The sequence below is a fragment of the Amycolatopsis coloradensis genome, from assembly GCF_037997115.1.
GTDB lineage: Bacteria > Actinomycetota > Actinomycetes > Mycobacteriales > Pseudonocardiaceae > Amycolatopsis > Amycolatopsis coloradensis_A.
Window position 1 is genome coordinate 1,191,700 of record NZ_CP150484.1, and the last position, 24,188, is coordinate 1,215,887.

The following is a 24,188-nucleotide window of genomic DNA, read 5'->3' on the forward strand; positions in this document are numbered from 1 at the left end:
GGGCATGCCGTTGGGGCGGCGCGGAGCCGCGGGACGGCGCGGTTCGCGGGGTTCATCACCGGAGGGCCACTCGGGGCCGCCGGCGTCGCCGTCCGGCCACTGCGGGTTGGCGGCGCGGGGGTGGGGAGGACGCGGGTTCGCCGAGCGGGGGATGCCGTTCGGGGGAGTCCGGCGCTGGGGGCGGCGCGGCGGTTCTTCGCTCGGCCAGCCGGGATCGTCGGTTTCGCCCGGCCATTGGGCACGGCGAGGTGCATCAGGCTCCTGGCCAGGCCAGGAGCGATTGCGGTCGTCGTTCACGAATGGGCCTCCCAGACCGGCGCTTCGGGGGACGCCGCTCTGTGGTCAACTGCGTTTTCGATACCTGTCACTGACCCGCTGTCCTTTGCGACCGGGTCCGTGGCCGGGTGGTTCCCGGATCTCCTGTTCCGAGGACGTAGGACCGCACCAGGTGGTTCCAGTGACAGCTCCCGCAGACCTCGACCTCGTAGACGGTGAACTCCGCGAAGTGTCCGTCCATCCGTACCAGTTCGTCCGGCGTCTTGGCCGATCCGGCGGCGTGCTTGAGCTCGTCGCCGTACACCCACGACACCAGGGTCAGTTCCTCCCGATGGCAGACAGGGCAGTCCTGATCACCTGGTCGGCCGTGGAATTTCGCGGCACGGAGGAGGTACGGGCCCGCGTCGCAGACGTCGTATGTGCCGACCCGTCCGGAGTGGACGCCCTTGAGCAGCGCGCGCCGCTGTAAGGCGTAGTCCACGACCTGCCGCTGGTTTCGCACGCCAACAGAGTACGGGCTCTTGCTGTGTGGTCCACGCCCCGTTGTCGGCGGGACGGTCCGTATGCGGTCGGACACGCCGAAGATTCGATAACTGTCCGATGAATTTCGGTGGGTTTTCCGGGTACCCGTTCGGGGTTAGCTACACCACTTCGATGTATCGGCGCGATATAGTGGGCCGGTAGGTTGACCGAGCCGGTCACGGTGGCCAACGCGACCGGTCGCGGTTTGTTCCCGGAAGGGGGTGCGGTGTGCTGGAGCTCGCGATCTTGGGGCTGCTGCACGAAACCCCCATGCACGGTTACGTGCTGCGCAAACGTTTGCACGAGACGCTCGGGATGTTCCGGACGTTCTCGTACGGCTCGCTGTACCCGACCCTGCGTCGGCTGCTTCGCGCCGGGTACCTCGTCGAGGAGCTCGAAGAGGTGGAAGACCGGGCGTGGGCACGCCGGGGCAAGCGTGTGTACAAGCTCACCGCCGAGGGCAAGGAACGGTTCGCCGAACTGCTCGGCGACGCCGGGCCGCAGACGTGGGACGACGAAGGCTTCGGCGTCCACCTGGCGTTCTTTTCGAGGACACCGGCCGACGTCAGGATGCGAATCCTGGAAGGCCGCCGTCGTCGGGTCGAGGAACGCCGCGAAGGACTTCGGACGGCAATGGCGCGGGCCGAGGAGAAGATCGACCGCTACACCCGTGAGCTGCACCGGCTCGGGCTGGAGTCCAGTGAGCGGGAGGTGCGCTGGCTCAACGAGCTGATCGCGCACGAACAGGCCGAGCAGCGTGGACCGGAGACCTGAGGCGCTCTCCGAGCGCGCTGCGCATTACCTACAACTGTTGGACTAATGAAGGAGAAACCGGCATGGGCGAGAACCGCCGCGTTCGGGTGGCCATCGTGGGCGTCGGCAACTGTGCGGCCTCGCTGGTCCAGGGCGTTCAGTACTACCGTGACGCAGATCCCAGCACTCGCGTGCCCGGTTTGATGCACGTCGTGTTCGGCGAGTACCACGTCCGCGACATCGAGTTCGTCGCCGCGTTCGACGTGGACGCCAAGAAGGTCAGCCGTGACCTGTCCGAGGCGATCTTCGCCTCGGAGAACAACACGATCAAGATCGCCGACGTGCCGCCGCTGGGTGTCACCGTGCAGCGCGGGCACACCTACGACGGGCTCGGCCGCTTCTACCGCGAGACCATCGAGGAGTCCGACGAGACCCCGGTCGACGTCGTCGCCGCGCTGCGCGAGGCCGAGGTCGACGTGCTCGTCTCGTACCTGCCGGTGGGCTCCGAAGAAGCCGACAAGTTCTACGCGCAGGCCTGCATCGACGCCGGTGTGGCGTTCGTCAACGCGCTGCCGGTGTTCATCGCCTCCGACCCCGAGTGGGCGGAGAAGTTCCGCGCGGCCGGTGTCCCGATCGTCGGTGACGACATCAAGTCCCAGGTCGGCGCCACCATCACGCACCGCGTGCTGGCGAAGCTGTTCGAAGACCGCGGCGTCCAGCTCGACCGGACGATGCAGCTCAACGTGGGCGGGAACATGGACTTCCTGAACATGAAGGAGCTGGAGCGGCTCGAGTCGAAGAAGATCTCGAAGACCCAGTCGGTCACCTCGCAGGTCGACCGCGAGCTCGGCAAGGGCAACGTCCACATCGGGCCGTCCGACTACGTGCAGTGGCTCGACGACCGCAAGTGGGCCTACGTCCGGCTCGAAGGCCGTGCCTTCGGCGACGTACCGCTGAACCTGGAGTACAAGCTCGAGGTGTGGGACTCGCCGAACTCGGCGGGCATCATCATCGACGCCGTGCGCGCCGCGAAGATCGCGAAGGACCGCGGCATCGGCGGCCCGATCCTCTCGGCTTCCTCGTACTTCATGAAGTCGCCGCCGGAGCAGTACGACGACGCCACCGCGCGCGACGAGGTCGAGAAGTTCATCGCCGGCGAGGCGTGACCCTCCCCTGACGTGGGCTGAAAGCTCCCTTCACCGCATGCGATGCGGTGAAGGGAGCTTTCGCTGCGTGTAATGCGGGGAAAGTCCCCTTCAGCCCTCCTGGAGCACCGCCGGCAGATCCGTGATCGCCGGGACCACGGTCGTCTGCTCCAGTACCGCCGGATCCGGCGGGAAGTGCGGATTCGGCACCGCGTACACCGTCATCCCCGCGGCCAGCGCCGCGCGCAGCCCGTTGGTCGTGTCCTCCACGGCCGCGCAGTTCTTCGGCTCCGCGCCCAGTAGCTCGGCCGCCTTCAGGTACACGTCGGGCGCCGGTTTCCCGGCGCCGACCTGCTCCGACGAAACCGCCGTCGGCACCGGCAGCCGCGTGATGTCGAGGAACGCCTTGATCAGCAGCGGCGGCGACGAGCTCGCGATCGCCACCGGCCAGTGCTTCGCGACCTCGCGCACGACCTCCGGCGCGCCAGGGATGATCGGCGGCTTCTCCGCGTACCGCCGCGCCATCCGGTCGATCACCACCTGCGCGACGTCGCCGGGCCGGAGCTGGACGCCGAGGTCGTGCGCCAGGTAAGCCGCCCATTCCGGGGTGCTCATCCCCTGCATGGCCCTGGTCGATTCCTCCCGCCAGGTGCCGTGGAACTCGTGGACGACCGCCCGGCGGACCTCGTCCCACATCTTTTCCGAATCCACCAGGACACCGTCGAGATCGAAGATCACCGCTTCCACACCCACAACCCTAGGCGGTGGAAACCTGTGCGGCAGATTACTTAGCCATGCTCAGTAATTTTAGTTAGCATGGCTAAGTGACCGCGAAAGTCGCCGATCTCGCCCACCGGCTCCGCCCGCTGGTGTTCCGGCTGTACTACCTCGTCCGCCGGGAGACCCCGCAGGTGCAGCTCACCCTCACGCAGGGTTCGGTGCTGTCGGAGCTGCTCAACGGCGGTCCGCGCCGGATGAGCACGCTCGCCGAGCTGGAACGGGTCCGGATGCCGACGATGACCGACGTCGTCCGCCGTCTCGAACGGCTTGGCCTGGTCAGCCGCCGCCGCGATCCCTCCGACGGCCGGGCCGTGCTCGTCGAGGTCACCGAGGTCGGGCAGCGCTTCCATCGCCGGTTGATCGTCGCGAGGGAGGAGTTCCTCCGTGAGCGGCTCTTCGAACTCGACGAGACCGACCGCGCCGCGATCGAAGCCGCGCTCCCCGCCCTCACCAGGTTGCTGCACGAAGACAAGAAGGAGGAACTGATCCGCGATGAGCGCTGAGCCCCACTCGAGCCTGTTGGACGCCGTCAAGGGGCAGCCCAAACAGGTATGGATCACCGCGTTCGCCGCGGTCATCGCGTTCATGGGCATCGGGTTGGTCGACCCGATCCTGCTGTCGATCGCGGAGGGACTGAAGGCGACGCCGTCCGAAGTGACGCTGCTGTTCTCCAGCTACCTCGGCGTCCAGGCGGTCGCGATGCTGGTGACCGGCGCGATGAGTGCCCGGTTCGGGGCCAAGCGGACCGTGGTCGTCGGGCTGACGCTGGTCGTCGTCGCCACCGCGTTGTGCGCCGCGTCCGGCTCGATCGAGCAGCTCATCGGGCTGCGCGCGGTCTGGGGTCTCGGCAACGCCTTCTTCATCGCGACCGCGCTTTCGGTCATCGTCGGCGCCGCGACCGGCGGCCAGGCGGGCGCGATCCTGCTGTACGAAGCCGCGCTCGGTGTCGGTCTCGCGGTCGGCCCGCTGCTGGGCGCCCTGCTCGGCAGCATCTCGTGGCGTGGTCCGTTCCTCGGCACCTCGCTGCTGATGCTGTGCGGTCTCGTGCTCTGCTCGATCTTCCTGACCACCGACGCGAAGGAGACGCGGCCCAAGATCCGCCTGCTCGACCCGTTCCGCGCGCTCAAGCACGGTGGCCTGCTGCGTACGTCGATCGGTTCCGCGCTCTACACCGCCGCGTTCTTCGTGGTGCTGGCCTGGTCGCCGTTCGTGCTGGAGTGGAGCGCCGTCGCCGTCGGCCTGATCTTCTGCGGCTGGGGTCTTTCGGTCGCCGTCGCGGGCGTGGTGCTGGCGCCGAAACTCGCCGCGAGGCTCGGTGAGCGGCACGCGACCGTGGTCGCCGTCTTCGGTTACGCCGTGTTGCTGCTTGTCATGGCGATCCCCAGCAAGCCGGTGCTGGTCGTCGGCATCATCCTGTCCGGTCTGGTGTCCGGCCTGCTCAACACGCTGTTCACCGGGACGNTGGTCGTCGGCATCATCCTGTCCGGTCTGGTGTCCGGCCTGCTCAACACGCTGTTCACCGGGACGGCGATGTCGATCAGCGGCGCCCCGCGTCCGGTCGCGAGCGCCGGGTACAACTTCTGCCGCTGGCTCGGCGGCGCGGTCGCCGCGACCGTCGTCGGTCACCTGGCCGAGTGGTTCGGCGCCAAGCAGGCGCCGTTCGTGATCGCCGCGATCCTGTGCGTGCTGGCCGGCGCCCTGCTGACGATCCGCGAGAAGTCCGCCGACCCGCACACGATTCCGGCCGGAGCGGTCCTCGTGGGCGAAGAGATGTAAGTCGGAACAAAGGGTGAACACCGGACCAACGAGGGGTTTCCTCTCGTCGGTCCGGTGCCTTAGCGTCGACCTCCCGAACTGCCTGACCGGAGGTCCGCGTGAAGTTCCTTCCGTTGCTGGCCGGCCACTCACCAAGCCGGGCGTCAGTGACCTGTACCTACCGCTGTGGCGACGCGTGCTTCCACGACGCGCCGAACACGTCGGACAACCCCACCTTCGCCGACGTGCTCGGCGCGGTGAGCCGCCGCGGCGCGTTGAAGGCGACCGCCGTCGTCGCATTGGCCGCCGGTACGCCGCTCGCGCTGGCAGCGCCCGCCTCCGCCGCCCCAGCGGGTCGTCCGAAACCGCCACCCGGCACCGACTACGAGCGGGTCCAGCCGAACACGCTCGACGCCGTCGTGGTGCCCGAGGGCTACGAGCAGGGCATCGTGATCCGCTGGGGTGACGCGGTGCTGCCCGGCGCGCCGGAGTTCGACTTCGACCATCAGACCGCCGAGGCGCAGGCGAAGCAGTTCGGCTACAACTGCGACTTCGCCGCGCTGCTGCCGCTCGACCACTGGGGCCTCTCCTCGCTCCTGGTCACGAACCACGAGTACACCTCGGAAGAGTTCATGTTCCGCGGCTACGACCGGGACAACCCGACCGAGGAACAGGTCAAGATCGCCTGGGCGGCCCACGGGTTGACCGTCGTCCAGGTGACGCGCGGCCGCGACACCGGGCACCTGCGGCCGAAGATGTCCCGCTACAACCGGCGGATCACGCTGCACACGCCGTTCAAGGTGACCGGGCCCGCCGCGGGCAGTGACCTGCTCAAGACCGCCGCCGACCCCACCGGAACGGTCGTGCTGGGCACGATGAACAACTGCGCGGGCGGCGTCACGCCCTGGGGCACGATCCTGTCCGGCGAGGAGAACATCAACCAGTACTTCGGGAACGCCGAAACGGTGACCGACCCCGTGAAGCGCAAGCGCTACGCGCGGTACGGCATCAAGGGCACCGCGACCACCCGCAAGTGGGAGCGGTTCGACGCGCGCTGGGACATCGCCCGGGAACCGAACGAGGCGCACCGCTTCGGCTGGGTGATCGAGCTGGACCCGAACGATCCCGACAGCACCCCGGTCAAGCACACGCATCTCGGGCGGTTCAAGCACGAGACGGCGAACATCCGCGTCGCCAAGGACGGCCGCGTGGTCGCCTACTCCGGCGACGACGAACGCTTCGAGTACATCTACAAGTTCATCTCGAAGGGCCGGATGAAGCCGGGGAACAGCGCGCATGCCCGGCGGCACAACATGACCCTGCTCGACGACGGCACGCTCTACGTCGGCCGGTTCACCGGCGACAGCCCGGTTTCCGAGATCGACGGCACCGGGAAACTGCCGAGCGACGGCGAATTCGACGGCGGCGGCGAATGGATCCCGCTGGCGTCCGGCAACAAGTCCTTTGTGGACGGAATGACCGCCGAAGAGGTGTACGTCTTCACCCGCGAGGCGGCCGACAAGGTGGGCGCCACCAAGATGGACCGCCCGGAGGACATCCAGGCCCATCCGTACACCGGCCGGATCTACTGCGCGCTGAGCAACAACGTCGAGCGTGGCAACCCCGGCAAGGAAGGCGCCACCGAGCCCAACCCACGGCTGAACAACAAGCACGGCCAGGTGCTGGAGCTCGAAGAGCGTCGCGGCGACGCGCTCGCGCTGACCTTCAGCTGGCGGTTGTTCCTGGTGTGCGGTGATCCGGCGTCGCCGGACACCTACTTCGCCGGCTTCCCCAAGGACCAGGTCTCGCCGATCTCCAGCCCGGACAACGTGGCCTTCGACCGGCACGGCAACCTCTGGATCTCCACCGACTCGGCGGGCGCACTCGGCATCAACGACGGCCTCTACTCGGTTCCGCTGGAAGGCCGCAACCGCGGGGAGCTCAAGCTGTTCCTCACCGTGCCCCGCGGCGCGGAGACCTGCGGTCCGATCGTCGAGCGGAAGATCGTCACGGTCTGTGTCCAGCATCCGGGTGAAGTGGACGGCGCGAACGCCGACAAACCGGCCTCCCATTGGCCGGACGGCGGCGAAACCCAGCCCCGTCCCTCGGTGGTGGCGGTGTGGAAACCCGGCAGGCATGGCCTGGCCGACATCGGTTCCTAGTCGATAAGCAACGATCTAGCAGTACTTTTCGTCGATGGCGCGCTGCCTGATCCGGCAGCGCGCCATCGCTCGTTCGCGCGCTGTTCATCTGCTGGCCAGGGCTGGATCGTTTTGGTCGCTTAACGTCACGGCGTTCCCCCGACTGGACTACGTGTACCCACCGCGACCATGGAGGCCTTGTGTCCTTCGAGCCTCAGCGGCTGCTGCCGTTGATCACCTCCCACCCCGGTGGCCGCTCCGCGGTCACCTGCGAGTACCGCTGCGGCAACGCGTGCGCCCACCCCGAGCCGAACGCGTCGGACAACGAATACTTCGGCGACGTCGTCAAGAACATGCTGTCCCGTCGTGGCGCGCTGAAGGCCGGCGCCGTGATGGCCGCGGCCGCCGGTGGTTTCGCCGCGCTTTCCGGCACGGCCGCCGCCGAGACCCCGGCTGACGTTTCCGCCGCGGGCCACGGCAAACCGGGCCGCCCCGGGCGTCCGGTGCCCGGTACCGACTTCGAAGCGGTGCCGCCGAACAAGCTCGACGCGGTCACCATCCCCGAGGGTTACGAGCAGCGCGTCGTCATCCGCTGGGGCGACGCCGTCGAATTCGGCGCGCCGAAGTTCGACTTCCACAAGCAGACCGCGGCCGCGCAGGCGAAGCAGTTCGGCTACAACTGCGACTTCGTCGGCCTGATCCCGCAGGATCCGCTGGGCATCCGCAACCTCATGGTGGTGAACCACGAGTACACCACCGAGGTCCACATGTTCCCGGTCGACCAGTACGACCCGAAGAACCCGACCGAGGAGCAGGTCAAGATCGCGTGGGCCGCGCACGGCCTCTCGGTCGTCCAGGCCTTCCGCGACCCGATCGGTGGCGCCCTGCGCGTGACGCCGAGCCCGTTCAACCGCCGCATCACGCTGAACACCGCCTTCGAGGTGCGCGGCCCGGCGGCAGGCTCGAAGTACCTCAAGACCTCCGCCGACCCGACCGGCCGCAAGGTCTTCGGCACGCAGAACAACTGCGCCGGCGGCGTGACCCCTTGGGGCACCGTGCTTTCCGGTGAGGAGAACGTCAACCAGTACTTCGCCAACGCGGCCAAGGTCACCGACCCCGTCGCGGCGGCACGCCTGAAGCGGTATGGCTTCTCCGGCACCGAAAGCACCCGCAAGTGGGAGCGGTACGACAAGCGCTGGGACCTCGCGCAGGAGCCCAACGAGGCCAACCGGTTCGGCTGGGTCGTCGAGATCGACCCGAACGACCCGAACTCGACGCCGGTCAAGCACACCGCGCTCGGCCGCTTCAAGCACGAGGCCGCGAACATCAAGATCACCAAGGACGGCCGAGTCGCCGTCTACTCCGGTGACGACGAGCGATTCGAGTACATCTACAAGTTCGTCTCCAAGGGCAAGTACAAGCCGGGCAAGAGCGCGCACGCGCGTCGCCACAACTCGGCGCTGCTCGACGACGGCACCCTCTACGTCGCCCGCTTCACCGGCGACAGCCCGGCTTCCGAGATCGACGGCACCGGGAAACTTCCCTCGGACGGCGAATTCGACGGCGTCGGCGAATGGATCCCGCTGGCCTCCGGCAACAAGTCCTTTGTGGACGGTTTCACCGCCGAAGAGGTCTACGTCTTCACCCGCGAGGCGGCGGACAAGGTCCAGCCGACCAAGATGGACCGGCCCGAGGACATCGAGCCGAACCCGGTCAACGGCCGGATCTACGCCGCGCTGACCAACAACAGCCAGCGCGGCCCCGCGGGCAAGGCGAACGTCGACGAGGCGAACCCGCGGCCGAACAACCGCAACGGTCACGTCCTGGAGTGGGAAGAGAACGGCGGCGACGCGGCGTCGACGAAATTCTCCTGGCGGCTCCTGCTGGTCTGCGGTGACCCGAAGACGGCGGACACCTACTTCGGCGGCTTCCCGAAGGAGCAGGTCAGCCCCATTTCCTGCCCGGACAACGTCGCGTTCGACCGGCACGGCAACCTGTGGATCTCCACCGACGGCAACGCGCTCGGCGCCAACGACGGCCTGTTCTCCGTGCCGGTCGACGGTCCGGAACGCGGGCACGTCAAGCAGTTCCTGTCGGTGCCGGTCGGTGCGGAATGCTGCGGCCCGGTGGTGACCGACCACCTGGTGCTCATCGCCGTGCAGCACCCCGGTGAGGACGCGCCCAACTCCGGAAGCCCGGCCTCGCACTGGCCCGACGGCGGAACGACCCAGCCGCGGCCGTCGATCGTGTCGGTGTGGAAGAAGGGCCGCTGGGGCCAGGTCGGCCGTATCGGCGTCAAGTAGTGGCCTCCGGCGCCCCGATCACTCTCGGCGAGACTTGTTCTGCCTGATCGGGGCGCCGGACGACACCGTTCGGTGATTACGGAACCCTGCCGCGCTCATTAGCTTCAGCCCTGTGAAAAGGGCACTGGTGTTCATGACGGCAGGCGCACTCGTGGCGGGCATCCTTCCCTCGTCCGCACAGGCCGCGACCGTCCCGTCCGGTTGCACCGGCGGCGCCGCGCCGAACCCGAGCGTCGAGCAGGGCAGCCCGCCCGCCGGCTACACGTTCAACCCCGCCGCCCCGGTACCTCCCGGCACGCCGAGGAGCAAGCAACCCCGGCTGTCGACGGCCAGTGGCTACCAGCCCGACGGCGGCAAATACGCCCTGATCTCGACGCCGGACAAGATGGTCAGCACCGCCTACGCGGCGATGAAGTTCGTGCCCGGCGCCGTCTACACGCTGACCGATTGGACCGGCACGAACGACGGCAACCTCCGGCGCGCGGACGCCGTCCAGGAGACCGGACTGCGGTTCTACGACGGGTCCGGCAAGGTCGTCCTGGAGAACAAGCTCAAGGTCGTGCACGCCGTCGAGGCCGACGGCAAACTGGCCCGGCAGGATTTCCCGCCGTCGGTCGCCCCGCCGTCGGCCGGTTCGGTGAAGTTCTTCGCCGCCACGGACCGCAACTGGGTCATGTGGGACTGCGTCCACCTGCGGGTCGACTCGTTCTCGGCGAAGGCGGAGGTGCGGGACCCGGCGAGCGGCGCCTGGGGCGCCACGGCCACCCTCGAGGCGGGCACCACCGCGAACTACCGCTTCACGGTCACCAACGACGGCACCACGACGCTGACCGGCATCAAGGTCGAAGACCCGTACTGCGACGTGAACCCCACCCCGATCGCGACCCTCGAAGCCGGCAAGTCCGCGACCGTCGCCTGCGACCACAAGAACATCACCGAAGCGGACAACGGCCACGTCAGCACCGTGACCGTCTCCAGCGGAACCTTGCCGAAGAAGACCGCGACCACGACCATCAAGGTCACCCCGCCGCCCGCGATCGACGAGATCGGCGAGTTCGTCTGGGACGACGTCGACCGGAACGGCCTGCAGGACCCCGGGGAGCCGGGCGTTCAGGGCGTGAAGGTGACTTTGAAGGACGCGTCGGGCACGGCGCTGGGGACGCTCACCACCGGCGCCGACGGCAAGTACCGCTTCACCAAGCTGAAAGACGGCATCTACCAGGTCTGCTTCGACATCGCCGGGCTTCCCTTCACGTACACGGCGAAGGACGCGGGCGACGACGCGAAGGATTCGGACGCCGACCCGGCGACCGGTTGCACCGCGACCACCACCGTCGGCCCTCGCAAACGGATCGACCTGACGCTCGCCGCGGGTCTCGTCGCGCCGCTGAGCAAGCTGGGCGACTTCGTGTGGCTGGACAAGGACAAGGACGGCCTCCAGCGCCGCGACGAGCTCGGCGTCCCGGATGTGAAGGTGACGTTGAAGGACGCTTCCGGCAAGGAGACGGCCTCGACCGTGACCGGGCCGGACGGGCGGTACGCCTTCGAACGGGTGCTTCCGGGCTCGTACCAGGTGTGCTTCGACGTCGGCTCGCGCCGGCTGACCCGGTCCGGAGTCGCGCACCACGACGGCACCGACTCGGCGGCGGACCCCGCGACCGGCTGCACGCCGGTGGCCTCGCCGAAAGCACCGGAGGACCTGACCAGGGACGCCGGGCTGATCGAGCCGTGATCGCCGCCCGATCACGCGAGTTGCGCCTCCAATCACGCGAGTTACGAGCGAGAACTGTCGGTGGGTGCCGCTAGCGTCGTCCACCGTGACTTCCCATCTCGACGCCACCCGCGAGTCCTACGACACCGTCGCCGAGGACTACGCGTCGCGGATCGTGCCGCTCTTCGAACAGGAGCCGATCAGCCGCGCGATGCTCGTCGCGTTCGCCGAGCAGGTGCGCGGCCCGGTCGCCGACGTCGGCTGCGGTCCTGGCCACGTCACCGCTCACCTGGCGGCGCTCGGCCTCGACGTCACCGGTGTCGACTTGTCGCCGAAAATGGTCGAGATAGCCCGTCGTCATTACCCTGACCAGCGGTTTTCGGTCGGCTCGATGACCGCCCTGGACTTCCCGGACGGCGAGCTGGGCGGTCTCGTCGCCTGGTGGTCGATCTTCCACCTGCCGCCGGAGGAGCTCCCGGCGGTGTTCGCGGAGTTCCGTCGCACCCTCGTGCCTGGTGGGCGAGTACTGCTGGGGTTCCATGTCGGAGACGAGCGGCTGAGCCCGGAGACGGCGTACGGCCACCCGGTCACCTACGACGCCTACCTGCTGGATCCCGGCCGGATCGCGGATCTGCTGGCGCAGGCGGGCTTCGAGGTCACCGCGCGGCTGGCCATGGAAGGGAGGAAGTGGCCACAGTCCTGCCTGTCCGGCCGTGCGGTTTGACTCGCGGGCCGCGGACCTGATCTCCTGCGCACGCAACCGAGGCGGGCGGGGCCATGACGCAGACGAACACGACGACGGGTGAGACCACGCCCGGCTGGCCTTCGCGTGCCTGGTACCTGAGGCCGTCGACCTGGACTTGGTTCGGATTCGGCCTGGTCCTGACGGTCTACGCCGACCTGGCCTGGCGCCGTCGCTGGATGAGCGACGACGGGCTGATCGTGCTGCGGACGGTCCGGCAGATCCTCGCGGGCAACGGTCCGGTGTTCAACGTCGGCGAGCGGGTCGAGACCAATACGAGTCCTTTGTGGACGGCGGTGCTGAGCGTCCTCGGGCTGCTCCCTGGGGTGCCGCTGGAGTGGGTCTCCGTGGTCACCGGGCTGGTCTTCTCGGTCGCCGGGTTGTTCTTCGGCCTGGACGGCGCCCGGCGGCTCTACCAGCCGCTGGCGTTCCACGGACTCGCGCCCGCCGGGACGCTGGTGGTCTGCGCGCTGCCGCCGTTCCGCGACTTCGCGACGTCCGGGCTCGAGACCGGGCTGATCAGCTTGTGGCTGGGCGGTACCTGGTGGCTGCTTGTCCGCCGCACGTCCACAATGGACGATCTGCGTACCTGGCCGGTCGCGCTGGTCGCCGGGCTGGGGCCGTTGGTGCGGCCCGATCTCGCCCTCTTCAGCGCTGTCGCCTTGGTGGCGTTGCTCGTCCTCGCGCGGCCGGGACGTCGCCACGCGATGGGCCTGATGGCCGTGGCGGCCGCGCTCCCGTCGGCGTATCAGGTGTTCCGGATGGGCTACTACGGTCTGCTGACGCCGAACACCGCGCTGGTCAAGGAGGCGTCGGAAGCGAACTGGGCCCGCGGATGGGCGTACCTTGCCGATCTCGTCCAGCCGTACTGGCTGTGGCTCCCGCTGCTGCTGCTCGCGGCCGCGGTCGTCACGGTTTCGTCCACTATGGACAGAACCTTCGTGGTGCTCACCGCGGTTCCGGTGGCCGGAGCGGTGTTGCTCGCGGTGTACGTGATCCGGGTCGGCGGGGATTTCATGCACGGGCGCATGCTGCTCCCGGCGCTGTTCTGCCTGCTCCTGCCGGTGCTGGCCGTGCCGGTGACGAGGGTGACCGTGGCGCTTCTGGTCGCCGTCGGGATCTGGGCCTTCGTGGCCGCCGCATCGCTTCGCCCGGCGTACTCGGCTTCTCCGCGCGCTGTGGGCGTCACGGACGAGCGAGCGTTCTGGTCGCGGTCGACCGGGCACGAGCATCCGATCCTGGCGGAGGACTACGCCGGCCACCCGCTGATGCCGTCGGCGCTGGCGGCCGTCCGGGGCGTGGAAGGCCCGGCGGTGCTGATCCAGGACTACACGACCAGACGCTGGTACGCGTACCCGACGGACCGGCCGTACGTGACCGTCGCGGCGGACAGCATGGGCGCGCTCGGCCTGCTGATCCCGCTCGACATGCGGCTGCGCGACGGTTACGGCCTCGCCAACCCGTTCGCCGCGCATTCGACATCGCTCCCCGGCGGCCGTCCCGGCCACCAGAAATGGCTGCCCCCGGTGTGGGAACTGGCGAATTCGGCGCGGCTCCCGATCGCCGAAGGCGGCCCGGTCCGCGCCGCGGACGTCGCCGCCGCCCGAGCGGCGCTCGACTGCCCGGCTCTCGTGGCGATCGACGCGTCGGTCCGGGATCCGCTGACGGCCGGCCGCTTCGCGGACAACCTCGCCGGTTCGTTCACCCGCGGCTCCATCCGGTTCCCGAGGGTGGCGACGCCGCCTGTCGTCTGCGCCCCCTGATCACGCGAATTCGCCGTCTGGACACGCGTTTACCGGTCCAGATCCGAACCCACTAGCGTGGCCTGCATGGCTGATCTCCCCTTGGCTCTCGTCACCGGCGCCACCCGCGGTATCGGTGCCGCGGCCGCCCGCGCGCTCGCCCCGACCCACCGGTTGCTGCTCGGCGGCCGCGACGCCGACGCGCTCGGCGAACTGGCGGGCACACTGCCCGAGGCGAAGCCGTGGCCGATCGACCTGACCGACACGGAGACACTGGAGACGGCGACCGCCGAAATCGGCGCGCTGGACGTGCTGGTGCACTCGGCGGGCGTGGCGCGGCTCGGCACGGTCGAGACCGCGACCGACGCCGACTGGCGAGCGAACTTCGAGGTCAACGTCCTCGGCGTCGTCACGCTGACCAGGCTGTTGCTGCCCGCGCTGCGTGCTTCGAAGGGGCACGTCGTCGTGATCAACTCGGGCGCCGGGCAGAACGCGCGGCCGGGCTGGGGTCCGTACGCCGCGAGCAAGTTCGCCGTCCGGGCCTTCGCCGACTCCCTGCGCGAGGAGGAGTCCGCGCTTCGGGTGACGTCGATCTACCCCGGTCGCACCGACACCGAAATGCAGCAGGCGATCGTCGCCGACGAGGGCCGCGCGTACGAGCCGGAACGCTTTCTGCGCCCCGAATCCGTCGCGGCCGCCGTCCTCGCCGCGGTCTCCGCCACCGGTGACGCGCACCCGACCGAGGTGACCCTCCGGCCGCGCGGCCTGGTCTAGCCTCGCTTAGCAGCGAGCGGGTTCCCAATGTCGCATTTGAGACTCTCAGCTCAGCGCCTCAAATGCGACATTGGGCGCGCGGGCCAGTTGTCCACAGCCCCTCACAGTTGTGGAAAACTCCGCCCTGACCAGCACTTTCCCGGGGCCTGCCCCGCCCACCCCCGATAGACTGGCCTCGGGGCCGCCCCCTGGGATGGGTGGGGGGCTGCGTAGGTGAGTTAAGAGCGCAGGCGCGCGGCGGTGTGGGCGACTTCGGCCTGCACCTTGCTGCGGTCCACCCGCAGTGGTTCGCCGTCGCCGACGACCTGCTCGCCCGCCACCCACACGTCGCGAACGCGGCGCGAGCCCGCGGCCCACACCAGGTTCGCGAACAGTTGAGCGTCGGGCACGTCGATACCGGTCGCGAAGGCCGGGTCGTCGAGGTCGACGTGCACCATGTCCGCCCACCGGCCGGCTTCCAGCGCGCCGATGTCGGTCCGGCCCAGCGCCTCCGCGCCGCCGCGGGTGCCGAGCAGGAACGCGTCGGCCGCGGTCAGCACGGTCGAGTCACCGGTCGCGAGCCGCGCGAACATCGCCGAGAGCTGCACTTCCTCCCACAGGTCGATGTCGTCGTTCGACGCCGGGCCGTCGGTGCCGAGCCCGATGGCGACGCCCGCCTTCCGCAGCTCCGTCACCCGGGCGATGCCCGAGGCGAGCTTCGCGTTCGATCCGGGACAGTGCGCCATCCCGACGCCGCGCGCGGCGAACAGCGCGATGTCCTCGTCGGACAGGTGGATGGCGTGCGCGGCCAGTGTCCGGCCCCGCAGCATCCCGACCTTCTCCAGCAGCGCGGGCACCGAACCGTGCGCTTCGCGCTGCTTGACGTCTTCGAGCGCCGCCTCGGCCACGTGGATCTGCACGAGCGCGCCACGCTCGGCCGCCGATTCCGCGGTCGCCCGCAGCGCTTCCTCGTTCAGCATGTACGCAGAGTGCGGCCCGTAGCCGACCTCGATCCGGTCACCGGGCCCGAACCGGAGACCGTCGGTGTCGATCCAGCGTTCGATGCTCTTCAGCATCGCGCGCCAGTCCATCCCCGGCAGTTCCATGATCGGCGGGGCCAGCACCACCCGGCCACCGGTGGCGAGCACCGCGTCGGCGAGCTGTTCGCCTTCGAAGTACATCTCCGCGCTGGTCGTGACGCCGTGCCGCAGCATCTCGATCGAGCCCAGCATCATGCCGGTGCGGATGTCGGCGGGCTCCAACTTCGCTTCGGTGGGCCAGATGATCTCGGTCAGCCACGGCAGCAGCGGCAGGTCGCCGCCCATCCCGCGCAGCAGCGTCATCGGGCTGTGCGCGTGCGCGTTGACCAGACCGGGCAGGAGGATGCCGCTCAACCGGGTCACGGGAGCGGACGTTTCGGGGGCCCCGGACAGGGGACCGACATGGGTGACGCGGCCCGTCTCGTCCACGTCGACCACGGCGTCACGCAGCAACGAGCAAGCGGGGTCGGCGGGGAGAACGACAGGAGCGTGGAAACGGCGTTGCATGTATGGAGCTTACGGTCAGTCCACGACGCCGCTCCGCCACGCCCAGGCCGCGATCTCCACCCGGTTCCGTGCGCCGACCTTGCCCTGCACGGACGCCAGATGCGTCTTAACGGTGGACAGCGACAGGAACAGCTCGGCCCCGATCTCCGTGTTCGTCAGCCCCTTCGCGGCCGCCTTGACCACGTCCAGCTCCCGCGCGGTCAGCGGCTCCGAAGGCGGGGTGACGTCGCGTTTCACCGCCCCGCCGTCGAAATGCTTCAGCAGCCGGACGGTGATCTGCGGCGACACCAGCGCGTCCCCGCGCGCCGCCGCCCGCACGGCTTCGATCAGCAGCGCGGGCCCGGCGTCCTTCAGCAGGAACCCGCTCGCACCGTTCCGCAGCGCGGTGTGCACGTACTCGTCGAGGTCGAACGTCGTGACCACCACGACCTTCAGCGGATCGGCGACGTCCGGGCCCGCCAGCTGCTTGGTGACCTCGAGACCGTCGATCCCCGGCATGCGGATGTCCAGCAGACAGACGTCCGGCCGCAGTTCGCGCGCCTTCGCGACCGCCGAGACGCCGTCCGGCACGTCGGCGACCACCTCGATGTCGTCCTGCGCGTCCAGGATCATCCGGAAGCCGATCCGCACCATGTCCTGGTCGTCGGCGATCAGTACCCGGATCACTCTTCTCCTTCAAGTGGTAGCCACGCTTCGACGCGCCATCCGCCGCCCGGCGCCCGCCCGGCGGAGAGCCGGCCGTGCAACAGGGCGACCCGTTCGCGCATGCCGATCAGACCGTAGCCGCCTGACCCGCCGGCCGGACGGCCCTGTGGCTCACGTCCGTCGTCGGTCACCTGGATGTGCAATTCGTTCTCGCACACCTCGGCGATGACCAGCGCCTCCTTCGCGCCGGACGCGTGCTTGCCGACGTTCGTCAGCGACTCCTGCACCAGCCGCAACGCCGACCGCCCGACCTCGTGCGGCACGTTCGGCGGCAGTTCGAGCTTCATCGACGTCTTCACGCCGTGGTTCGACCGTTCGATCAGCGTCCGCAAGTCGGCGGCGAGATCGGTGGTGGCCTGTTCGCTGAACTCGCTGCTCCCGGCCGGGGCGTCGCCGCGCATACTCCGCACGAGCCGCCGCATCGCCGCGAGCGCCTCCACCCCGGCGTCCTCGATCCGGCCCATCGCCTCGACCGCGACCTGCGGATTCTTCTCGCCCATCATCTTCGCCGCCTGGGCCTGCACGACGATCCCGGTGACGTGGTGGGCGACCACGTCGTGCAGTTCCCGCGCCAGCGCCATCCGCTCCGATGTCTGCGCGTCGCTGATCGCCGACTGGATGACCTGCGTGCGTTCCGAATCCCGTGACCGCAACGCCAGGCCGATCGCCACCGAGATGCCGAGCAGCAGCAGCGCGGCGACGACGAGGCCGGCGATGTCGTCCGGATCGGTCATCAGCCGGGGCGTGGGCCGTTTGGTGTTGAGGATGGAGGCCACGGCGACCACCATCGACAGCCCGGCGATCCGCGACGCGGCCTTGCTCAGCCCGACCGCGCGGACCAGCGTGACGACCAGGCCCATCCCCGCCACGACCTGCGTGCCCGGCACGCCGCCGGGGGTCGGGTAGTCGTAGCGGAGCCGGAGGAACGGCGTCACCAGCGCCGAAAGCAGCATGACCGCGGTGAGCGCGACCATCGCGTCGGCGGGCCGCCGCGGCGCGGCGATCGCGACTATCGCCGCGACGATCGAGCAGACCAGGATCGGGAAGCCGTGCGCCCCGCTCTCGTAGGTGAAGCCGAACTCCAGGATCAGCGCGACGCCCAGCAGGCCGATGAGCGGCCATTGGCCCATCACCAGCTTGTTGAGCTTCTGCAGCTTCTCGTAGTTTTTCGGATGCGCCGTCCGGTCGCGTCCGGGGATCGCGAAGAGCAGTGTGCCGCCCAGCAGGAGACCGCCGAACAGCATCGCCTGCGCCATGGTGCCGTTCGACTCGCTGCCGTAGTAGTACCGGCCGGACACCGCGGTCAGCGTGGCCAGCACCAGACCGGAGATCACGGCGAACGCGACACCCGGCCGCGTCCGGCGCGCGGCGTAGAACAGGACCTCGACCCCCGCCACCACCTCGGTGATGGACAGATGCGCGAGCACGCTCGAATAGGTCGGGATGTTGAAGTACCGGACGACCAGCGTGTACGCCACCAGCACGACCGAGGCCGCGACGGCGGCGACGGCGGCCCGCTTCTGCGCCCAGAGCGCGCAGAACACCATCGCGAAGATGCCGGGGAAGAGCAGGAGATCGATCCCGCGCGGGCCCGTGTCGTCGAAAGCGGCGTCGGTCACGAAGACCAGGTCGAACGCGAGCGCGGCCAGCAGGACGACGGCGGGCATGCCGATACGTCGCGCGAGCGCACTCACCCGCGCGGGGAACTTGTTCTGGGCCGGACCTGCTGTCACACCGTGACGGTAGAGGATCGGCAGCCGTCCGCACCTTGGCCGACCGGCCCGAGCCGGGTCGGCCGATCGGCCGATGCGCGGGTGATCAGCACTGGCCGTCTGCCCGAAGTGGACACCGGCGGTTCACCGCGAAGCTCTTTCCCGAAGCAGAACACAAGTGACTGACTAGGGAGAATCACGGTGGTAGATCCACAGTGGACAGGGCAGCCGGTGCTTTCGGGCCGCGGGCTGGTGAAGCGGTACGGCACGCAGCACGCGCTGGCCGGGATCGACATCGACATCCAGGCGGGTGACGCGGTCGCCATCGTCGGGCCTTCCGGCTCGGGCAAGACCTCCCTGCTGCACGTGCTCGCCGGGATCCTCCGTGCCGACTCCGGGCAGATCTTCCTCGCCGGGCAACGGGTCGACCAGCTCAACGAGCGCAAGCGCAGCGAGCTGCGGCGCACCGAGTTCGGCTTCGTGTTCCAATCCGGCATGCTCGTCGCGGAACTGAGCGCCGAGGAGAACGTCGCGCTGCCGTCGCTGCTGGGTGGCAAGGGCCGCAAGGAATCCATCGAGGCCGGCCGCGAATGGCTGGCGAAGCTCGGCCTCGCGGGCAAGGAGAAGCGCCGCCCCGGCGAGCTTTCCGGCGGTGAGGCGCAACGCGTCGCGATCGCACGCGCGCTGACGCACCGGCCGAAGGTGATCTTCGCCGACGAGCCGACCGGCGCGCTCGACACCCGCACCGGCCGCGCCACCATGGACGCGCTGCTCGCCGCGGCCGCCGACAGCGGTGCCGCCGTGATCGTGGTGACCCACGACCGCGAGCTCGCCGAAGCCATGCCGCGCACCGTCTCCATCCGGGACGGCCTGATCGCGACGAGGCTGGCCGCGTAATGAACAGCTTCCAGCTGGCCATGCGGGTGCTCCGGGTCGACCGCCGGACCCGCACGTCGGCCATCCTCACCGCGGTCGGGGTCGCCGTCGCGACCAGTCTGGTGCTTCTGCTGGCCTCCCTTCCCGGTGCCACGCAGGCCCGCTCCCAGCGGGCGATCTGGCAGGACATCGGCAGCTACTACTCCCAGTCCGGCGAGAGCCAGGGGCCGGCGCCGCTGCTGATGGCGGCGAACAAGGACTACTCGGGCGACCGCGAGATCACCCGCGTCGACATCGCCCAGACCGGCACTTCGCCGATGCTCAGCCTGCCGCCGGGCATCCCGCGGCTGCCCGCACCCGGCGAGTCGATCGTGTCCCCCGCCCTCGGGAAACTGATCCAGTCGACGCCGCGGGCGCAGCTCGGGGACCGGTTCGGCAAACTCGTCGACGCGCTCGGACCCGAATCACTGATGTATCCGGAGCAGCTGGTCGCCGTCGTCGGCCACACCCCGGAGTCGATGCCGAAGACGGCGATGGCCGCGGACGGCTTCCCGAACAAGGAGGCGAAGCCCGATCCGCTGCTCGAACTGCTCGCCTGGGTCGGTGTGATCGTCCTGCTCGTGCCGAGCCTGGTGCTCGTCGCGTCTTCGGCCAGGCTCACCGCCGCCCGGCGTGAGCTGCGGATGGCGGCGCTCCGGCTGGCCGGCGCGACTCCCGGCCAGGTGACGAAGATCGTCGCCGCCGAGACGGCGTTGTCCGCCGTGGTCGGCGCGCTGCTCGGCATCCTCGTGGCACCGGCGCTCCAAGGCCTCTCGACGTTCGTCCCGTGGGGCGGCGGAACCTGGCTCGCGTCGGACTTCAGCCTGTCGGTCGGCTCGACCATCGCGGTCGCCGTGGCGATCCCGCTGCTGGTCGTCTTCGCCGGGGTCCTCGGCATCCGCCGAGTGCTGAAGACGCCGCTGTTCGCGGCTTCGGCACACGCTCGCAAGCCGCTGCATTGGTGGCGGCTGCTCGCGGTCCCCCTGGCCGGTGCCTTCTTCCTCTTCGCGATCAGCCAGGACAACGCCAGCTTGCCGATGGTGATGCTCGGACTGTTCCTGCTGGTCGGGTCGGCGGCGATCATCGGACCGTGGGTCACCTCGGCGGTCGGCGGCACGTTCGTCCGGATCTGGCGCAAACCGGCCTCGCTGCTGGCGGGACGCAGGCTCCGCGACGACCCGAAGAGCGCCTACCGCGCCACCGCGGGTGTCGTGCTCGCCGTCTTCACCGGATCGATGGCGCTCACCCTGCTGCCCTCGTTCGAATCGATGGCGGGCGGCGGCCGGACCTTCAAGGACAACGTCCTCTACGCCGACTCCGACGCGGCCCACGCGCAGCAGACGGCCGACCAGACCAACGCTTCCCTCGCCCGCTACGGGATCACCGAGAAGGCCGTCTCGGTCGGGCAGGTCTACCTGGCCACCGGCGAAACGGGGACCCGCTCCCAGAGCTTGAACCGGGCGTTCGTGATGAGCTGCGAGGACGCCACCAAACTCCTGCGGGTGAACATCGGCGGTTCCTGCCAGGCTGGTCCCGCGATCTACAGCGGGTACGAGATCGACCCGGCGGCGTATCGCGTGACGTCGGAGTACGACAAGGCCGGCACGCCGCTGGACCCGAAGGCCGCCGTGCACGTCTTCCCGCGAGGTGACGAGGACACGTCCAGCACGATCGTCATCGACCCGGCCCTGCTCCCCGCGGGTGTCACGCCGGAGCGCTTCGACGTGATCGTGCCGACCACCACGGAGAACGCCGAGGTCGTGCGGACCGCGCTGGTCGGGGCGGCACCCGGCCAGGAGGTCGGCAGCCGCGGCCTGCACCTGATCGGTCAGCAGCAGGAGCTCGGCGATCTGCGCCGGGTCACGGTGATCGGCCTGATCGCCGCCGGCGTGCTCGCCGGGTGCAGCGCGGCCGTGGCGACCGCGGGCTCGGTGATGGACCGCCGCCGCACCTTCGGGGCGCTCATCGCGGCCGGGACACCGGTCCGGGTGCTGTCGAGGGCGCTGCGGATGGAAGCGGCCCTGCCCGCGATGGTGGCCACCATCGGCGCGGGTGTGGTCGGGATCGGAGTCGGCATGGGGCTCTACAGCCTGGTCGAGAAGGAAGCGGTCGTGCTGAGCCCATGGCTGCTGGCGCCCGTGGTGCTGGGAATCGGGGTGGCGTTGCTCGGGGCATCCGTCTCGACCCCGGCGCTCAAGCGGGTGCAGTCGGAGCCTCTGGCCGACGAATGAAAAGTTCGCCCGAATGGCGTCATGGCGCCAGGGCGGCCAGGTCTCGTGGGTGGAGTCGGTGGTGATCCACCCACGGGCCGGGTGCCCGGTCGTCTCTCTGTCGGGGGAGGGACGAACGGGCACCGGGAACGCGCAGGGGGCGTTCCAAGGCGCGGGGATGTGAAGAAAGGGCCGGTCAGGACGTGGGGACGTCCTGACCTGTTGACGCACTTCACCAGCTGGTTCATCAGCCTCTGCGACATGACGTTCGCGAAGTCGTCGTGATCGGAGCGAGGATCGTGCTTCTCCTGCGCGAACGCGTCGACCGCGTACTGCCCGGCGGCCTGGATCTCCGGCGGGATGTTGTAGACCAGCGTGATCCGCAGCTGCGGCACGTTCTTGAAGCCGCGCGGGCATTTCCCGTTGCGGTCGGAGAACACGATATGCGTGCGGTGGTTGGCGCTGTCGGTGTTCTTCCCGTCCCAGCAGTTCGGGAACGAGTGGATCCGCGTGACCTTGCTGCCCCGCGGGCAGATCGGGTACAGCTCGGTGAGCCGGTCCTCGAAGCCGGTGCAGGTCCAGCTGGGCCGCGCGTTGGCCGGGCCGTTGGTGCTCTGCTTGGCGTCGCCGTAGAGCACACGCAGGAATTTCGGCATCGCGACGACTCGGCGGGCGCCGCCGCTGGTGAAGGTCAGGTCCACCTTCTCGGCGCGCTGGATTTCGCCTTCGTTGTCGCCGATCTCGTTGTTGTCGTTCACACCGGGCAGGTCGGCGGCCTTGCCGTCGGACTTCTTCTTTTCGACGTCGCCCGCGGCGTTGACGTTGCTGTTGTCGCCACCGTTGTCGAGGCCGCCCTCGCCGTTCTGCTTCACCGCGCAGCCGGCCAGCTGGTCTTCGTTCTTCGCGACCGGTTTGCCTGCTTGCCGCAGGGTGCCGGCGATCTTCTCGATCGACGGCTTCCGCTTGTTCTTCAGTTCGTCGAGCACCTGGCCCGCTTGTTTTCCCTGCGCCAGCTGGTTGTTCGCGTTCTCGGACTCCTGGTCGAGCTTGTCGAGGTTCTCGTCCACCGCGGGCATGGCCTGGTCGGGGACCTCACTGAGTTCACTGAGTTCACTGGCGACGTCGGGGCAGTCCACTTGGGCGGCCGCCTCGTCCTTGGCCGCGTTCGCGCGGTCGGCGGCGAGTTTCTCCTCGTCCGCCGCCTTGTTCTCTTCCTCTGCTTCGGTGTTGATCCGGATGACCGGCCAGAAATAGGCCGACTTGTCCCCGTTCTTGCACGTGGTGCCCGCGCGCAGCAGGCTCTTGTTGTTCGAATCCGCGTTGGTCGACAGGTTTCCGACGTAGTCGTGCAGATGCTCGGCTCCATTGCGGACACCGGGCTGTGCGATGAAGTTGTCGCCGTTGAAGTGGCCGTTCTCGTTGCGGCCGCAGTCCACGGTGAACGTCCCTCGTGCGCCTCGTTTCGCGAGGTCGAGGTTGACGTTGTTGCCGCGGGGGACCTTCGTGATGTCGATGAAGAAAGACTTGTCCGCGCCGTCGGCCCTGGCGGCGTCGGGGGTTCCGGTCGTGTTGATCACGACGATCCCGCCGACGGCGAGGGCGAGGGCGATGGCGCCCGTGGCGACCTTGGTACGGCGTGCCATGCGATGGCGGCCGGCGGTTCTTTGGTTACGGGGCATGAACTTGTTCACCTCGTTCGGTGTCGTTGCGCGGAGCCCGGGGGATGCGGCGCCGGCAGCACCGGCGGCACTGACTCCGCGTTGGCTGAAACGGCCCCGACGGGTGACCGGTTCAAAACGCGACCTCGCCGTTATGCTTTCGTTACCTTGCGGCGGCGGTGGTAGGCGAGTCCCAGAACGATGGTGATCGGCCCCCACAAGGCGAGCGGGGCGATGCAGATCGAGGCCAGCGTTTCCCAGCCTTCGTTGACGTAGGCGGCGTTTTCGGCGACGCCGAACACGGTGAGCCGGCGGCCGTCACCGAGGGGGATCGAGCTGAAGAGCGCGGTGAGGATCAAGCCTCCGGCCACGGCGGGAACGACGGCCGCCATTGGCCGGACGGATTTGCCGCCGAGGACCGGGATCCATCGGGGCACCACCTCGCCCCAGCCTCGGACCAGCCCGATGGCCAGGAGCGCGATCACTTCGGAAAGCACGCTGAGCGTGAGGACGTACAGAATGCTCACCCAGTAGTCCGGCATCTCGCGATCGTGGATCTGCCCCATTTCGAAATGCACCGCGAAGGGCAGCCGCCACAGACACGAAGGCAGCAGGAGCCAGGGGAGTGCGTAGGCCAGACGCATCGCCCAGCGGGGAACCGGCCGCTCGGTGTCGCTGACGGCCGGGGGACGGTGCGGGATCTTCATGAAACCGATCCTGTCGCCGTGTGGCGCCGGAAAGATCACTCGCGCGGACAAGTGTCCTCCTTCCGGAGAGGGAGAAGGCCCGGCCTCGGGGCAGTCGAGGCCGGGCCGGTT

18 protein-coding genes and 1 pseudogene are annotated in these 24,188 nt (G+C 69.1%); 12 read left to right on the forward strand and 7 right to left on the reverse strand.

The features are described 5' to 3' along the window. Positions 1–364: 364 nt before the first annotated feature. Entirely contained in the window at positions 365–778 is a 414-nt protein-coding gene (locus LCL61_RS05295) for a DUF5318 domain-containing protein (RefSeq protein ID WP_125679417.1), read from the reverse strand. Positions 779–1,026: 248 nt separating this feature from the next. Here LCL61_RS05295 and LCL61_RS05300 point away from each other — a divergent pair, with 248 nt between their 5' ends. Then, a complete protein-coding gene (locus LCL61_RS05300) occupies positions 1,027–1,572 on the forward strand; it encodes a PadR family transcriptional regulator (protein WP_005168208.1) in 546 nt (181 codons plus the stop codon). A gap of 62 nt (positions 1,573–1,634) precedes the next feature. Further along, positions 1,635–2,717: an inositol-3-phosphate synthase gene (locus tag LCL61_RS05305; protein WP_191255714.1), complete on the forward strand. Its 1,083-nt coding sequence runs from the start codon at positions 1,635–1,637 to the stop codon at positions 2,715–2,717. 90 nt (positions 2,718–2,807) lie between these two features. Here LCL61_RS05305 and LCL61_RS05310 read toward each other — a convergent pair whose 3' ends face one another. Continuing rightward, entirely contained in the window at positions 2,808–3,443 is a 636-nt protein-coding gene (locus LCL61_RS05310; protein ID WP_340685796.1) for an HAD family phosphatase, read from the reverse strand. Positions 3,444–3,520: 77 nt separating this feature from the next. On the opposite strand from LCL61_RS05310, the gene LCL61_RS05315 reads away from it, so the two are divergent. The 8 genes from LCL61_RS05315 to LCL61_RS05350 all read left to right on the forward strand — a co-directional run bounded on the left by LCL61_RS05315 (position 3,521) and on the right by LCL61_RS05350 (position 14,644). Beyond that, positions 3,521–3,979 carry a MarR family winged helix-turn-helix transcriptional regulator gene (locus LCL61_RS05315; protein ID WP_340685797.1) on the forward strand — a complete coding sequence of 153 codons (459 nt, stop codon included), beginning with the start codon at positions 3,521–3,523 and terminating at the stop codon, positions 3,977–3,979. Beyond that, positions 3,969–5,252, forward strand: coding sequence for an MFS transporter (locus LCL61_RS05320; protein WP_340685798.1), 1,284 nt, complete (start codon positions 3,969–3,971; stop codon positions 5,250–5,252). The genes LCL61_RS05315 and LCL61_RS05320 overlap by 11 nt, the downstream gene beginning before the upstream one ends. Positions 5,253–5,350: 98 nt before the next feature. Further along, positions 5,351–7,393, forward strand: coding sequence for a PhoX family phosphatase (locus tag LCL61_RS05325; protein ID WP_340685799.1), 2,043 nt, complete (start codon positions 5,351–5,353; stop codon positions 7,391–7,393). 179 nt (positions 7,394–7,572) lie between these two features. Further along, the gene (locus tag LCL61_RS05330; RefSeq protein WP_340685800.1) at positions 7,573–9,675 is read left to right on the forward strand and encodes a PhoX family phosphatase; all 2,103 of its coding nucleotides are present in this window, start codon (positions 7,573–7,575) and stop codon (positions 9,673–9,675) included. 112 nt (positions 9,676–9,787) lie between these two features. Then, positions 9,788–11,407 carry an SdrD B-like domain-containing protein gene (locus LCL61_RS05335; protein WP_340685801.1) on the forward strand — a complete coding sequence of 540 codons (1,620 nt, stop codon included), beginning with the start codon at positions 9,788–9,790 and terminating at the stop codon, positions 11,405–11,407. A gap of 85 nt (positions 11,408–11,492) precedes the next feature. Beyond that, a complete protein-coding gene (locus LCL61_RS05340) occupies positions 11,493–12,110 on the forward strand; it encodes a class I SAM-dependent methyltransferase (RefSeq protein ID WP_340685802.1) in 618 nt (205 codons plus the stop codon). A 53-nt stretch (positions 12,111–12,163) separates the two neighbouring features. Continuing rightward, a complete protein-coding gene (locus tag LCL61_RS05345; protein ID WP_340685803.1) occupies positions 12,164–13,891 on the forward strand; it encodes a hypothetical protein in 1,728 nt (575 codons plus the stop codon). 66 nt (positions 13,892–13,957) lie between these two features. Beyond that, positions 13,958–14,644: an SDR family oxidoreductase gene (locus tag LCL61_RS05350; RefSeq protein ID WP_340685804.1), complete on the forward strand. Its 687-nt coding sequence runs from the start codon at positions 13,958–13,960 to the stop codon at positions 14,642–14,644. Between the two features lie 218 nt (positions 14,645–14,862). Here LCL61_RS05350 and LCL61_RS05355 read toward each other — a convergent pair whose 3' ends face one another. From LCL61_RS05355 to LCL61_RS05365, 3 genes are read right to left on the reverse strand one after another with little or no spacing between them, the layout of a single operon-like run. Continuing rightward, positions 14,863–16,170, reverse strand: a complete 1,308-nt coding sequence (locus LCL61_RS05355; RefSeq protein WP_340685805.1) for an amidohydrolase — start codon at positions 16,168–16,170, stop codon at positions 14,863–14,865. Between the two features lie 15 nt (positions 16,171–16,185). Then, positions 16,186–16,836, reverse strand: coding sequence for a response regulator (locus tag LCL61_RS05360; protein ID WP_034314268.1), 651 nt, complete (start codon positions 16,834–16,836; stop codon positions 16,186–16,188). After that, positions 16,833–18,608 carry a sensor histidine kinase gene (locus LCL61_RS05365; RefSeq protein ID WP_425341981.1) on the reverse strand — a complete coding sequence of 592 codons (1,776 nt, stop codon included), beginning with the start codon at positions 18,606–18,608 and terminating at the stop codon, positions 16,833–16,835. The genes LCL61_RS05360 and LCL61_RS05365 overlap by 4 nt, the downstream gene beginning before the upstream one ends. A 180-nt stretch (positions 18,609–18,788) precedes the next feature. Here LCL61_RS05365 and LCL61_RS05370 point away from each other — a divergent pair, with 180 nt between their 5' ends. After that, positions 18,789–19,484 carry an ABC transporter ATP-binding protein gene (locus LCL61_RS05370; RefSeq protein ID WP_016338261.1) on the forward strand — a complete coding sequence of 232 codons (696 nt, stop codon included), beginning with the start codon at positions 18,789–18,791 and terminating at the stop codon, positions 19,482–19,484. Continuing rightward, a complete protein-coding gene (locus tag LCL61_RS05375; RefSeq protein WP_340685806.1) occupies positions 19,484–21,733 on the forward strand; it encodes an ABC transporter permease in 2,250 nt (749 codons plus the stop codon). Before LCL61_RS05370 ends, LCL61_RS05375 begins: the two co-directional genes overlap by 1 nt. A gap of 188 nt (positions 21,734–21,921) precedes the next feature. On the opposite strand, the pseudogene LCL61_RS05380 reads toward LCL61_RS05375, so the two are convergent. Together LCL61_RS05380 and LCL61_RS05385 are read right to left on the reverse strand one after the other, a co-directional pair. Continuing rightward, positions 21,922–23,355, reverse strand: a pseudogene (locus LCL61_RS05380) (DUF1996 domain-containing protein); the annotation flags it as partial. A 167-nt stretch (positions 23,356–23,522) separates the two neighbouring features. Continuing rightward, positions 23,523–24,077: a hypothetical protein gene (locus tag LCL61_RS05385; protein ID WP_340685807.1), complete on the reverse strand. Its 555-nt coding sequence runs from the start codon at positions 24,075–24,077 to the stop codon at positions 23,523–23,525. Positions 24,078–24,188: the final 111 nt, after the last annotated feature.

What these genes read in the sequence shown, in the direction of transcription:
- LCL61_RS05305 (WP_191255714.1), top strand. Translation starts at nt 1,635, where the DNA reads ATGGGCGAGAACCGCCGCGTTCGGGTGGCCATCGTGGGCGTCGGCAAC.
- LCL61_RS05345 (WP_340685803.1), top strand. Translation starts at nt 12,164, where the DNA reads ATGACGCAGACGAACACGACGACGGGTGAGACCACGCCCGGCTGGCCT.
- LCL61_RS05350 (WP_340685804.1), top strand. Translation starts at nt 13,958, where the DNA reads ATGGCTGATCTCCCCTTGGCTCTCGTCACCGGCGCCACCCGCGGTATC.
- LCL61_RS05355 (WP_340685805.1), bottom strand. Translation starts at nt 16,170, where the DNA reads ATGCAACGCCGTTTCCACGCTCCTGTCGTTCTCCCCGCCGACCCCGCT.
- LCL61_RS05375 (WP_340685806.1), top strand. Translation starts at nt 19,484, where the DNA reads ATGAACAGCTTCCAGCTGGCCATGCGGGTGCTCCGGGTCGACCGCCGG.
- LCL61_RS05385 (WP_340685807.1), bottom strand. Translation starts at nt 24,077, where the DNA reads ATGAAGATCCCGCACCGTCCCCCGGCCGTCAGCGACACCGAGCGGCCG.